The 13,041-nt window shown below is 54.1% G+C and carries 9 protein-coding genes; 6 read left to right on the top strand and 3 right to left on the bottom strand.

What is annotated here, in order from left to right; genetic code table 11:
* Position 1 precedes the first annotated feature (1 nt).
* The 3 genes from prmC to P8T57_RS03465 all read left to right on the top strand — a co-directional run bounded on the left by prmC (position 2) and on the right by P8T57_RS03465 (position 3,911).
* The gene (gene prmC, locus P8T57_RS03475) at positions 2–922 is read left to right on the top strand and encodes a peptide chain release factor N(5)-glutamine methyltransferase (RefSeq protein ID WP_341364596.1); all 921 of its coding nucleotides are present in this window, start codon (positions 2–4) and stop codon (positions 920–922) included.
* A 290-nt stretch (positions 923–1,212) separates the two neighbouring features.
* A complete protein-coding gene (locus P8T57_RS03470) occupies positions 1,213–2,046 on the top strand; it encodes a DUF4167 domain-containing protein (RefSeq protein WP_341364595.1) in 834 nt (277 codons plus the stop codon).
* A gap of 296 nt (positions 2,047–2,342) precedes the next feature.
* Positions 2,343–3,911 carry a type IV secretory system conjugative DNA transfer family protein gene (locus P8T57_RS03465; RefSeq protein WP_341364594.1) on the top strand — a complete coding sequence of 523 codons (1,569 nt, stop codon included), beginning with the start codon at positions 2,343–2,345 and terminating at the stop codon, positions 3,909–3,911.
* Between the two features lie 2 nt (positions 3,912–3,913).
* On the opposite strand, the gene P8T57_RS03460 is transcribed toward P8T57_RS03465, so the two are convergent.
* On the bottom strand, positions 3,914–4,678 hold the full coding sequence (locus P8T57_RS03460; RefSeq protein ID WP_341364593.1) for an MOSC N-terminal beta barrel domain-containing protein: 765 nt from the start codon (positions 4,676–4,678) through the stop codon (positions 3,914–3,916).
* 386 nt (positions 4,679–5,064) lie between these two features.
* On the opposite strand from P8T57_RS03460, the gene clpB reads away from it, so the two are divergent.
* Together clpB and P8T57_RS03450 are read left to right on the top strand one after the other, a co-directional pair.
* A complete protein-coding gene (clpB, locus tag P8T57_RS03455; RefSeq protein WP_037990211.1) occupies positions 5,065–7,656 on the top strand; it encodes an ATP-dependent chaperone ClpB in 2,592 nt (863 codons plus the stop codon).
* 112 nt (positions 7,657–7,768) lie between these two features.
* The gene (locus P8T57_RS03450) at positions 7,769–8,572 is read left to right on the top strand and encodes a DUF4197 domain-containing protein (protein ID WP_341364592.1); all 804 of its coding nucleotides are present in this window, start codon (positions 7,769–7,771) and stop codon (positions 8,570–8,572) included.
* Positions 8,573–8,577: 5 nt separating this feature from the next.
* Here the strand turns inward: P8T57_RS03450 and P8T57_RS03445 are convergent, their stop codons facing one another.
* Entirely contained in the window at positions 8,578–8,973 is a 396-nt protein-coding gene (locus tag P8T57_RS03445; protein ID WP_040061069.1) for an ATP-binding protein, read from the bottom strand.
* Positions 8,974–9,009: 36 nt separating this feature from the next.
* Positions 9,010–10,830, bottom strand: a complete 1,821-nt coding sequence (locus P8T57_RS03440; RefSeq protein WP_341364591.1) for a long-chain fatty acid--CoA ligase — start codon at positions 10,828–10,830, stop codon at positions 9,010–9,012.
* Between the two features lie 435 nt (positions 10,831–11,265).
* On the opposite strand from P8T57_RS03440, the gene P8T57_RS03435 reads away from it, so the two are divergent.
* Positions 11,266–13,041, top strand: a complete 1,776-nt coding sequence (locus P8T57_RS03435; protein WP_341364590.1) for a M3 family oligoendopeptidase — start codon at positions 11,266–11,268, stop codon at positions 13,039–13,041.

Raw genomic sequence — 13,041 nt, 5'->3', positions numbered from 1 at the left:
CATGACGGCAGACCATGCCACCACGACCGACAACTTGGTAACCCTTGGCGCGCTGATGGCCGAGGCGGTTGGCGCATTGCGTGATGCTGGTATCGAAAATGCCCGAATGGATGCCCGTATTCTATTATCCGATGCAGCAGAAGTTGATGGTAGCCGGATTGCGGCATGGCCCGAGGATGTGGTTGCCAATGACCGTGCAGCAAAATTCCGGGACATGATCGCACGCCGTTTGAAGCGCGAACCGGTATCACGCATTTTGGGGCAACGGGATTTCTGGCGTCACAGTTTCAAGCTGTCCCCCGAAACCCTTGATCCGCGTCCTGATAGCGAGACGCTTGTCGAACTGGCTTTGGACTGGCTTGAAGACCGCGACGTGCCGACGGTTATTGATTTCGGAACCGGCACGGGATGCCTGTTGTTATGCATCGTCGGCGATCTGCAAAATGCCCGTGGGCTTGGCGTTGATATCAGTGCGGGGGCAGTTGCCTGCGCACGCGAAAATGCCGACCGCCTTGATCTTGGCGATCAGGTTGAGTTTCGTGTGTCGGACTGGGACAGTGCGATTACGGACGAGGAACGCCAGGAAGGTTTTGATCTGGTGGTGTCCAATCCGCCCTATATCACACGGGCAGATATGGAAATGTTATCGCCTGAAGTAAGCGAATATGATCCGCGTCTGGCGCTGACCGATGAAGGTGACGGGCTTAGTGCGTATCGCATTCTGTCACAGGTTGCATTTTCACTCGTCAAACCGGCCGGATTCGTGATTTTTGAAATCGGGCAGGGACAGGAAGAAGACGTTGCCCGCCTTTTGGTCGAGGCCGGATTTGTCGGCGTGGAATATCGGGAGGATCTGGGTGGCATCGTGCGCTGCGTTGCAGCCAAAAAGACCCGCTGTTCTGTCGGGCGCTGTGTGATCTGACCGATCTGCCACGTCATTGCAAAAAAAATACGGGCATTGAAAAAAACAGTTGGAATAAGGCGTCAAGCCATATAGGTTGTTTTTACGGGCCGGGTGCCCGACGCGCTATGAAAGCGCCGTGTTCCCCTGTAAACAGTAATGAATCTCCGTTCCCTTTAAGGTTTTCGGCGGGTTTGTCGTAGTGCCGTTCAATCGGTGCTGTTTAGCGGGAAATATGTTTTTCAGACGGAGTGGTTCCGGGATTCCTTTATGAATCCGGATTTGTCCTTCAACACCAAAGACATGTTGATATGAGAAATAACAACAACAACAACAATAATAAGCGTCCGCGCGGTCGGCAGCAGCCGAATAAACGTCCTGTAAATCCGAAATTTCAGACTTTTGACAGTAACGGTCCGGACGGGCGCGTTCGTGGAAACGCCCAGCAGGTTTACGAAAAATACGTTTCGCTGGCGAAGGATTGTACTGACGATCCGGTCCTTGCTGAAAACTATTACCAGCATGCGGAACACTATCATCGTATTCTGCAAGCCGCGATTGACTGGGAAAACCAGCGTCGTGAAGAGCGTGGCGACAATAACAGCCCGCGTCCGCAGCGAAATGATCGCAATGACCGTAACGATCGGGGCAACAACCGCCCGAACCGTGACGAGCGCAGCGAGAACCAGAATGGGGACGACAGCAGCGACAATTCTGTCAATCAGGATGATGTTGCGGCGTCGGCAGATAATACGTCCAATGATACCGGCACCAATTCGGCCGATAGCAATGATGTTGCAGCTTCTTCTGCTGCTTCTTCCACGGACAACAACGATGGTGATGCTGCACCGGTAAAACGTGCACCGCGTGCACGCCGTGCTGCGCCGCGTGGTCGCCCGCCAAAAGCCGCATCCGAAGACAGCGATCAGCCATCTTTGGATATTGGCCCAGCTGACAATGCCGATGCTGATACCGATAGGTCGGCGGACGGCGAAGAAAAGAAACCGCGCAAAGCTGCTGCCGGAACAAGCCGCACACGTGGCCGTCATCCGACAGCGCGTCGTGGCCGCAGCCGTGCTGCCGGTCGCGAAGATGGCGATGAAGGTACAAGCGAAGACAAATCAGCGGAACCGGTTTCCGCCTGATCATTTGGCTTGTCACGATTACAACAAACCCCGCCGGAGAAATCCCGCGGGGTTTGTTGTTTCCGGGCCCTCGAAGTGCCACGTTGCCACAGCTTTATTTACGGTGCTGTCAATTGGACTTCTTGATGTGAAACCCAGCATCCATAAATAGTTAATATGATGCAACTGCAGATTTTAACTGCTATCACTTGATGGAAGTATGACCTGCTGGAGGATCGAAAGGCATTTTAATGCATTGGGGTCTCTTCGCTAAAAGACAGGTAAACATTCTTGGGGGGTGAATGATGGGGGCAGGCTTGTTCCGCGTCATTATGGTACTGCTGTGGGCGCTTGGCGCTATGGTTGTCGCGCTTGGCGTTTTTAACGGTGATTATGAGCTGGCTTTGTTAGGGGCGGTTTGTTTTATCATTCCGATGTTCCTGCCGCTGGTTGTGATCGTGCTTAATCGTGCGCAATCATCCCCGTCGAAGAAAAAACAATCTGTATCACCAATGGTAGCGGCCAAGATGAAAGCCGAGGGCCAATGGGCCAAGGCCGAAGACCTGGAAGCGCGAAAGCTTCTTGATCCCAAGCCGTCAATCGTTCTGGGACGCTGGGGGGCTGAAGAGCGCCTGATCGGGGCATCGGGATTGCGCCGAGTGATAACATTCGCCAGCAAGCCGGAAGAATATTATCGCGCTTCGGCGGAGCCAAACGCCTTGCTCCATACTGGTGCGCTGTTTGTTTATGAACGTTATGGCAGCATCTATCGTGCGGTGCATGAGCGCCGCAAAAAACTTGGGCAGCGGATCATCGTGATTGATCCGCATGGTCAGGCCGGCGCAGAAACCGATCAGTTCAATCCATGCGATTTTATACGCCAGCAGGGCGAAGGATTAATTGCCGATGCCGGTTTGATTGCCGATACATTGTTGGCACCGGCATTTGTACAGGAACTGGACGAGCAGGAAACACGTGCGGCACGCACCCTTTTGCAGGGGTTCATTGTTTACACAATGCAAACCAGCCTGAAAGAAAGCAGAAGCCTTGCCGAAGTTCGCCGCAACCTGGTCATGCCATCGCACCGTTTCTATAAAATACTTGAGGATCTGATGGGGATTGAATCCGCAGATGGCAGGATTTCTGATATCGCCCTGACGATCCTTGATATGACCGAAGATCAGCGGATGTCGATTATCGAGGCGTGCCGGATGGCAACGGCCGATTTTGACAATCCGGCGATTGCACGTGTCGTCAGCAATAGCACATTTGGTCTTGATGATCTGACGGGGCGACCGGTATCCATTTTCATTGTCGGTCAAATGGGCGGTGACACACCGGCCACCCAAACCGCATTCAGCCGGGTGATGATTGGTGCGATGATGCAGCTGATTGCCCGCCGGGACTGGAAAAGCGGGGATGCAGAATTTCTGGTGTTGCTGGACGGTATCGAGGCCGTTGGCCGGATGCCGTTATTTGAACGTCTTTTGGGTGGCGGGTTTGGCGATGGTATGATCATCTGGCCCGGTTTTTCCGGTGTTAGCGGCCTGATGGATGTTTGCCTGAATTGGGAAAATGTTGTCGGGAAGGCGGATGCGATTTCGGTGCTGAGCCAGGATGGGGCTTTCAACCTGGATTGGGTTGCCGGACTGACTGCGATGTCGAAATTTGACGATACCGGGGGTGGTGTAAGCGGTGATCGCCCGGTGCATCTGCGACCCCAGGACAATCAGCCAATCCTGCGATCAACCGAAGTTGCGCGTTTCCCGGTCGAAGAACAGATCCTGTTTCGTAAAGGAACCCCGCCGATCCGGGCATACCGGATCGACTGGTACCATGACGAGATGTTTCAGGGCATGGCCGTACATGCCCCGACATTCAGCTAGCATTATGCCACGGTGACTATATCTTCCGGATGGATGGCACCGGAACCGAGTGCTTCGACATAAACCCCCATATAAAGGTGGTTCATACCTTTACGCAGCAGCAGGGGCACATTGATGTCGGACTCTGCCGTGCCGGGGTTGACGCTGGTTGCTTTGCAGCGTGTGATCGGGTGGATAACGCGGAAATCAACGCCATTAATCTGAATGATCTGGCCTTCTTCCCATTTCAGTTCCGCCCATGGTTCAAGCCCGTCAATCAGCAGATTACCGCGGAAGCGCATCGGATCGATTTCTGTCTGGGCGACACGGTCGCCGAAATCGCGCACCGATGCCAGATTGATGATCGAGATATAGGGTTCCTTCATGTCGCCGAAGCTGACATCGGGGACAGAATAAATTCTGGGCGTTCCGGCGATCTCGTTTTTCAGGAATGCCGACAGGAAATCCTCAATCACGGTACGGCCCATCTTGTCGTCAATATTGCCTTTGCAGATTGCCCGGCCGTTGCGCAGGATCGCCAGTGTCGTCGTGGCATCGTCATATTCAATGCCGAGTTCAGCCAGCTTGGGCGTGTTAACCAGTTGCAGGAAATTGCTTTTGCGCGCCCATTCGTGCACACCGTCCTGACCGACCGATGATTGGGTGGCGATGATGAAGCGACGATCATCTTGCAGCATCTTGTGTGCAGTGATGTCGGCGGCAGGCATTTCAATGCCGCTGAGCCCTTTGACGGGGTAACGTTTGATGGCTTTAAGCTGGACAGTCATGGCATTCGATCCTGTGTGGCATAATATGCATATCGGCAAACGGGGCGGGCCGGGTTGCAAGCCGTAAAAATATGAAGGGCGACGTTAATGCCTTGCATTCCCAAGGGCAAGACTTCCTGTGCGGTCTTGCGCAACGGATTTGCCGGGAATGACAGTGCTTTTCGTCGCAATCTTGAATGATGCCAGAAAACGGTTTTGCGATGCACAATTAATTCTTGCAACTTTTGTAGGGGTATCGTCTTGCAAAGCCCTGAAACTGAGACATATCAAAGACGTCGGCAATGGAAAGGGTGATAATTTCCATTGTGGATAAAACCACTTAAGGTCGCGGATGCTTCCAAGAAGGTCCGCATGTTACGATACTGTTGGCTCAAGGAGTGACAGGCATGGAATTCGAAAAATTTACGGACCGGTCCAAAGGCTTTCTTCAGGCGGCGCAATCATTGGCGCTGCGTGAAAACCATCAGCAATTTGTGCCGATCCACCTTCTGAAAGTGCTGCTTGACGACGAAGAAGGTCTGGCAGCCAATCTTATCAAGGCGGCGGGCGGAAAGCCGAAAACGGCACAGGATCGCTGTGCGCAGGAATTGGCAAAACTGCCCAAGGTATCGGGCGGCAATGGCCAGATTTATCTGTCGTCCGATTTTGCCCGGTTGATTGATCAGGCACAGGAAGTCGCCAAGAAGGCGGGTGACAGCTATGTCACTGCTGAACGGTTGTTGCTGACCATTGCACTTGATCCGAAATCGGTTGCGGGCAAGGTCCTGGCCGATGCGGGCGTTACCGCGCAGGCGCTTAATGGTGCCATCAATGACGTCCGTAAAGGCCGTACTGCCGATAGTGCCGGTGCGGAAAGCCAGTATGATGCGCTTAAGAAATATGCGCGTGATCTGACGGCTGCAGCACGTGAAGGCAAGCTTGACCCGGTGATTGGTCGCGACGAGGAAATTCGTCGCGCCATACAGGTCCTGTCGCGCCGGACAAAAAACAACCCGGTTCTGATCGGCGAGCCCGGCGTGGGTAAAACCGCCATTGCCGAGGGTTTGGCGTTGCGCATCGTCAAGGGTGACGTGCCTGAAACGCTTAAGGACAAAAAGCTTCTGTCGCTTGATCTTGGGGCGCTGATTGCCGGTGCCAAGTTCCGCGGCGAGTTTGAAGAACGCCTGAAAGCGGTTATGTCCGAGATCGAGGCCGAAGCAGGACAGATTGTTCTGTTCATTGACGAATTGCACACGCTGGTCGGGGCCGGAAAGGCCGAGGGGTCGATGGATGCGTCGAACCTTCTGAAACCGGCACTGGCGCGCGGCGAGCTTCACTGCGTCGGGGCAACGACCCTGGACGAATACCGGCAGCATATTGAAAAAGACGCGGCGCTTGCCCGTCGTTTCCAGCCGGTCTTTGTTTCAGAACCCAGCGTTTCCGATACAGTTTCCATTCTGCGCGGCATCAAGGAAAAATACGAACTCCATCACGGCGTGCGTATTGCCGATAATGCGCTGGTGGCAGCGGCAACGCTTTCGAACCGGTACATCACGGATCGTTTCCTGCCCGATAAGGCGATTGACCTTATGGATGAGTCGGCTTCGCGCCTTCGGATGGAACTGGACTCAAAGCCCGAGGAAATTGACGAGCTTGATCGCCGTATCATTCAGCTGAAGATCGAGCGCGAGGCGCTTAAGAAAGAGGAAGACCGGGCATCGAAAGATCGTCTGGGGCGCCTTGATAAGGAACTGGCCGAACTTGAAGGCAAATCGGCGGAGCTGACTGCGAAATGGGAAGCCCAGAAAAAGGAACTGGCGGCATCGACCCATATCAAGGAACAGCTTGATCAGGCACGCGGCGAACTTGAACGCGCGATGCGTGACGGACGTCTGGACCGTGCCGGGCAGCTTCAATACGAAGAAATCCCGGCACTGGAACGGTTGCTTGAAAAGGCCGAAGACGATCAGGCCGACGGCATGAAAGAAGAAGCGGTGACGGAAAAGCACATTGCTTCGGTCGTGTCGCGTTGGACGGGTATCCCGGTTGACAAGATGCTGGAAGGCGAACGTGAAAAGCTGCTTGGGATGGAAGATATCCTGCGCAAACGCGTCGTCGGTCAGGATGAAGCCGTAAGGTCGATCTCGAACGCGGTGCGCCGTGCGCGTGCCGGGTTGCAGGACCCGAACCGGCCGATGGGATCGTTCCTGTTCCTTGGCCCGACTGGTGTTGGTAAAACTGAATTGACCAAGGCGCTTGCGCAGTTCCTGTTTGACGATGAACAGGCCATGGTCCGCATCGATATGTCGGAATTCATGGAAAAACATGCGGTGTCACGGCTTATCGGTGCGCCTCCGGGCTATGTCGGGTACGAGGAAGGCGGTTCGCTGACCGAAGCAGTGCGGCGGCGTCCGTATCAGGTGGTGCTGTTTGACGAAGTTGAAAAAGCCCATCCCGATGTGTTCAACGTTCTGTTGCAGGTTCTTGACGAAGGTCGTTTGACCGATGGGCAGGGACGCACGGTCGACTTCCGTAATACGTTGATCATCCTGACGTCGAACCTGGGGGCCGACATTCTGGCCAATCAGGAAGAAGGTCATGATAGCAGCGAATTGCGCAGCCAGGTGATGGAAGTCGTGCGGGCGTCGTTCCGCCCGGAATTCCTGAACCGGTTGGACGAAGTCCTTCTGTTCCATCGCCTGAAACGTGCCCAGATGGATACGATTGTTGATATCCAGTTGGGGCGTCTTGAAAAACTGCTGTTTGATCGCAAGATCACCCTGCAGCTTGACGAGTTTGCCAAAAGCTGGCTGGCCGATAAGGGGTATGACCCGGTCTATGGTGCGCGTCCGCTTAAGCGGGTTGTTCAGCGCTATTTGCAAAACCCGCTTGCAATGCAAATCCTTGAAGGTGGGATCAAGGATGGCGATACCATCCCGGTTTCTGCTGAAGGCGGTCAGTTACTTCTGAACGGCAAGAAGGTCGAACTGGTCGACTGATCATCGCAGATTTGAAATCTTGCAAAACCCCGGTCCCGGATCGGGGTTTTGTCTTTTCAAGGCCATGATCTGCCTGCAGGATGATGAAAATACCAAATCCAAGGGGACATCCATGCGATCACTGCCACCAAAACCCAAGACCTTTACCCGATTGATTGTGTCCGCGTCGTTTCTGGCCCTGATGGCCGGACTATCGGTTGATGCATCTGCGCAATCGTTTTTTGACAAGGCTAAGGAAGCACTTGGCAGCGTGACAGGGAACACGACTGGCAGCGGATCGGGCAGCAGTTCGGCGTCGATGGCGAGGTTATCCGATGAAACGGTCTCCGATGCCCTGCGTCAGGCGCTTGATAAGGGGGTTGAGGTTGTCACCACCGATCTTGGCGTGACGGATGGCTTCAATGCCGATCCGGTGGCGCATATTCCGCTGCCTGATAGCGTCAAGCATGCGCAATCCCTGCTAAGTGCTGCCGGGCTTGGCAGTTATGGCGAGGAAATTGAATTGCGAATGAACCGCGCGGCCGAACAGACCATGCGGGATGCCGGTGATATTCTCGCCGATGCCGTCAGCCGCATGACGCTTGAAGATGCCAAGGGTATTCTTGATGGGCCGGAAGATGCCGCGACGAAATATCTGCGCCGTGTATCGGGCGGGGATATCGAAAGCAGATTGCGGCCGGTAATTGGCGAAGCATTGGCCGAAACCGGCGCGTTGCAGCTTTATGATCAGATGATGGGGCAGTACGACACATTGCCGATGGTGCCCGATATCAAGGCGTCACTTTCCGATCATGCCACCGACAAGGCGATGGATGGCCTGTTTTATTACATCGCAAAACAGGAAGCCGATATCCGTTCTGATCCGTCACGCTGGACAACGGATGTGTTGAAAAAGGTCTTTTCGACCGTGAACTGAACGGCTTAGCTATAACGTTCGGGAAGCTGTTGCCAGCGTTTGCGCATGGCGTTGATTTTATCATCGGGGACGCCATGGATATTGCCAAATCGTCCATGGCATTCGATGATCTGCAATGCGGCATGGTGGCGTTCCGCCATGTCGAGATAGGCCTGCATTTCCCAGATTTCACTAAATGTGTTGGAAACAACAACGCTTTGCCCGGCTGATAGATGCCCGTCGCATTCGGCTTCGCAGCGTGCATGAACGTCACGCAGTTTGCGGCTATCAAACCGGTAATTGCCGTTGCGGTCGATCATGAACTGATCGGCTTCGAGATGGACTGCATCGGTTATCTGGCAAATCGCGGCGGCAAGGGTTGATTTGCCTGATCCGGGAAGGCCCCGGATCAGGGTTAACATCGGTTTATCCGCCAAATGATTTGCCATTGGTTCCTGTTACTGCCCGCCACGTTTGCGCTGATACAGGGCATCAAGAGCCTGGCCATAGGCTGCCTTGATCTTGTGGCGACGGATTTTCATTGATGGCGTCAGCATCTCGTTATCAATCGAGAACGGGCTTTCGGCGAAGGTAAAGCTTCTGACCTTTTCAATCGTCGAAAGACGGCGATTGACATGATCAACCGCGGTGCGGATTTTCTTGCGGAATTCCTCGTTCTCGCCAAGGAGATCAATATTGTTCTCGATCCCGTTTTCCTTGGCGAATTCGCGCATGAAATCCTCGTCCGGCCACAGGACAGCAACCAGATAAGGTTTGTCGTCGCCGTAAACCATCGCCTGGGAAATTTCGGTTTCCAGCGTCAGAAGACCCTCGATCCGTTGGGGCGAGATATTGTCGCCCCCGGAATTGACGATGATATCCTTTTTGCGGTCCGTGATGACAAGGCTGCCTTCTTCGTCGAACTTGCCGATATCCCCGGTATGCAGCCAGCCATCTATGATGGTGGCAGCAGTGACTTCGGGCAGGTTCCAGTACCCCTTCATCATGCTTTCGCCGCGCAGCAGGATTTCGCCGTCATCGGCGATTTTCGCCTCGGCCCCGACCATCGGCGGGCCAACAGTACGCAATTTGTTGTTTTCGGCACGGTTGCACGACACGACCGGGGCAAATTCGGTTTGGCCATATCCCTGAAGGATACGAATGCCGCACGAAACAAACAGAACGCCAAGTTCGTAGTTCAGAGGACCGCCGCCTGATACCATGGCCTTGATCCGGCCGCCGAAACGCTGACGCAATTTGCGGCGCAACAGAATCTCGCAAACGAAATTCTGGATTTTTTCAATCAGGCTGAGCGGTTCTTTTTCGTAAGTCTTGCGACCAAGCTTGAGCGTCAGGTTAAACAGCTTCTGCTTGAAGCCGCCTTCTTTTTCGACCATGCGGCTCATGCGCTGATAGAGCATTTCATAAAGGCGCGGCACCGCCGTCATGATGGTTGGTCGGACTTCGGCAAGGTTTGCGGCAAGCTTGTCGAGGCTTTCGGCGTAATAAATCTGCGCGCCGATGCTCATCGGGAAGTAAAGGCCCGCGGTATGCTCATACGAATGCGACAATGGCAGGAAGGACAAAAAGACTTCTTCCTCGATCCCCAGCGTTTCGATGATATCAAACGCCCCCATGCAGTTTGACAGGATCGCCCCATGGCTGAGCATAACGCCCTTGGGCGCGCCGCCCGTGCCGGATGTGTATATCAGGCAGGCAAGCTGATCGCGTTCAATATTGGCAACCCATGCATCGATATCATCGGTTAGTCCGCGCCCCTGCGAAATCATATCTTCCCAGCGGATGATGGTGATGTCACCAACAAAGCTTTGACCCCAGTCTTCCATCATGATGGCATGACGGCAGCGCCCGCTATCAAGGGCAGCATGCAAGAACGGCTGGGCGAGTTTTTTGGTCGATATGATGGCAATGCCTGCACCGCTGTCTTCGATCGCGTGCAGATGATCGCGTTCGGTATTGGTGGTATAGGCGGGAACGGTCAGGGCACCAACACACATGATCGCCAGATCGGCAATACCCCATTCGGTGCGGTTTTCCGACACCAGCAAAACCCGGTCACCGGGGCGAACCCCGATTTTATAAAGCGAGCGCGCCAATGCGCGCACCTGATCGGCGGCGTCATTCCAGCTGGTCGGGACAAACTCACCTGTCTCACCATCCTTGGTCCACAAGAACGGAGCATCCCCGTATTTTTCAGCCTGTTTGAAAAACATCGACGGCAAGTTCTGCCAATCGGCATAATCCTGCAAATTCGTCATGACGCTTCCTTGCCTTGTTGTCGTTTCTCTTAGTCTTCATACAGTGATCTTGGCGTCACTGTTTACGTCTGTCACCGCATTGTGATCGCAAACTATCAAAAGTTCGGCCTTCCATCACAGATGCACGGGGCCACATTGCTTTTGTTATCAGGGATTGCGGCATTACGCAGCCGGAAAATGATCTTTGAACCGTTCAAATGCGTGCGACTTCACACCGTAGGAAAAATTCGTTGGGTTCCATCGATGATAGCGATTTCACAAGCCGGGTTCAAAACGCTATTGTCGGTATTGAAATTCGCCCCGTTTGATGTGCGCGCACAGACAAAGCTGTTATCGGCACTGGCGCAGGGCCCCCGGCCAGCATATATCGGGGCATGGATGTTTCGGGCCTGAATGTAAAAGGCCTGATGGCATAATCGACTGTCTGGAGGACAAATGAACGCGACCGACAAGAATTTGCCGACCTGGGATCTGACCGATCTCTATAACGATCCCAAAGACCCGGCCATCCGGCGTGATCTTGACGATGCCAAAGCCCGCTCGGACGCCTTCCAGAAAAACTATCAGGGCAAGCTTGCCGATCTTTCGGGGAATGAACTTGCAGCCGCAATTGCCGAATATGAAGCCATCAGTGAAGTCTGTGGCCGGATCGGATCATTTGCCCAACTGCTGTATGCAGGCGATAGCTCGGACGCTGCGATTGGTCAGTTCTATCAATCCGTTCAGGAAGAAATGACGAGCATTTCCAGCCTGTCGCTGTTCTTCGGTCTTGAAATCAACCGGATTGAGGAAGAGGTGCTTTCGACAAAATATGACGAAAGTGCCGCCCTTCGCCGCTATCGCCCGTGGCTTGATGAAAACCGTGCTTTCCGTCCGCACCAACTTTCGGACGAGGTCGAGCAGGTCCTGCATGAACGCCGCGTTGCCGGTTCAAGCGCATGGGTGCGTTTGTTCGATCAGACGATGGCCGATCTGCGTTTCCCGATGAATGGCGAAGAACTGACCATGTCGGATGTCGCCAATATGCTGTCTTCGACCAAGGTGGCGGAACGCAAGGCAGCGGCAAAATCGATTGGCGATGTCCTAGGCAAAAACATCAAGCTTCTGGCCCATATCACCAATACGCTGGCCAAGGACAAGGAAATTGACGACCGGCTGCGTAAATTCGCAACCCCCGTGTCGGCGCGCAACCTGTCAAACCAGGTCGAAGACGATGTTGTCGAGGCGCTGAATTCCGCAGTCGCCAGCAGCCATGCCGATCTGTCGCATCGGTATTACCGCCTCAAAGCCAAATGGTTTGGCGTTGATCAGCTTGATTACTGGGATCGCAATGCGCCGCTTCCAGATGATGATGATCGCCATATCGATTGGGACACGGCGCGTAAAACCGTCCTTAAGGCATATGGTGAATTTTCGCCCGAGCTCGCTGAAGTCGGTCAGAAATTCTTTGATAATCCGTGGATTGATGTGCCGCCGCGCCCCGGTAAATCATCGGGGGCCTTTGCCCATCCGACCGTACCGTCAGCCCACCCGTACCTTCTGCTGAACTATCACGGCAAAACGCGCGACGTGATGACGCTGGCGCACGAACTTGGCCATGGGGTTCATCAGGTTCTTGCCGGGGAGCAGGGCTATTTCCTGTCCGATACGCCGCTGACACTTGCGGAAACCGCGTCTGTTTTCGGTGAAATGCTGACCTTCCAGTCGATGCTGCGGGCGGAAACAGATCCGAAGATGAAGCGCATCATGCTGGCCGGCAAGGTCGAGGATATGCTCAACACCGTCGTGCGCCAGATCGCGTTCTTTGAATTTGAGAAACGCGTCCATACCAAGCGCCGCGAAGGGGAGTTGACGGTCGATGAGATCTGCGAGATCTGGCTTGCCGTACAACATGAAAGTCTGGGTGATGCGATCCGGTACGAGGACGAGTACAAATTTTACTGGTCCTATATCCCGCATTTCATCCATTCGCCGTTTTATGTTTACGCCTATGCGTTTGGCGATTGCCTCGTGAATTCGCTGTATGACGTTTATGAAAATGCCGAAGACGGTTTCCAGCAGAAATATTTCGAAATGCTGAAAGCCGGTGGCACCAAACGCCATCAGGAACTGCTGGCACCGTTCGGTCTGGATGCCTCCGATCCGGCATTCTGGCAGCGCGGCCTTAACATGATCAAACGCATGATCGACGAGTTGGAGGAACTTTCCTGA

Source organism: Thalassospira sp. SN3W (assembly GCF_038070535.1).
In the GTDB taxonomy this organism is placed as follows: Bacteria; Pseudomonadota; Alphaproteobacteria; order Rhodospirillales; family Thalassospiraceae; genus Thalassospira; species Thalassospira xiamenensis.
Note: the sequence above shows the minus strand (reverse complement) of the source record. Positions and strands in the feature narration are given on the sequence as shown.